The following is a 230-nucleotide window of genomic DNA, read 5'->3' on the forward strand; positions in this document are numbered from 1 at the left end:
AACTGGATGTTCATGATAACGTCGGTGCTGATCTTCTCGATGTTGACAACCAGCTTGCCGCCGTCCTCGGCCATGAAATCACCGGACACAGTCATCTCGTACCCTTCGGGCACATACTGCTCCAGCACGGAGTAGTTCTGAACGCCGGCAGGCACGAAGTAGTCACCGCCAGCAACGACTTCATCGCCGTACTTGAACTGGATGTTCATGATAACGTCGGTGCTGATCTT

At 53.5% G+C, this 230-nt stretch carries 1 protein-coding gene; it reads right to left on the reverse strand.

The window, feature by feature from the left end; all coding sequences use genetic code 11:
• The coding region (locus H6B31_RS17915; RefSeq protein WP_204899558.1) for a hypothetical protein at positions 1 to 209 on the reverse strand (209 nt) is incomplete at its 3' end.
• Between the last annotated feature and the right edge of the window lie 21 nt (positions 210 to 230).

It is taken from the genome of Pseudoflavonifractor capillosus (genome assembly GCF_016899775.1).
GTDB lineage: Bacteria > Bacillota > Clostridia > Oscillospirales > Oscillospiraceae > Lawsonibacter.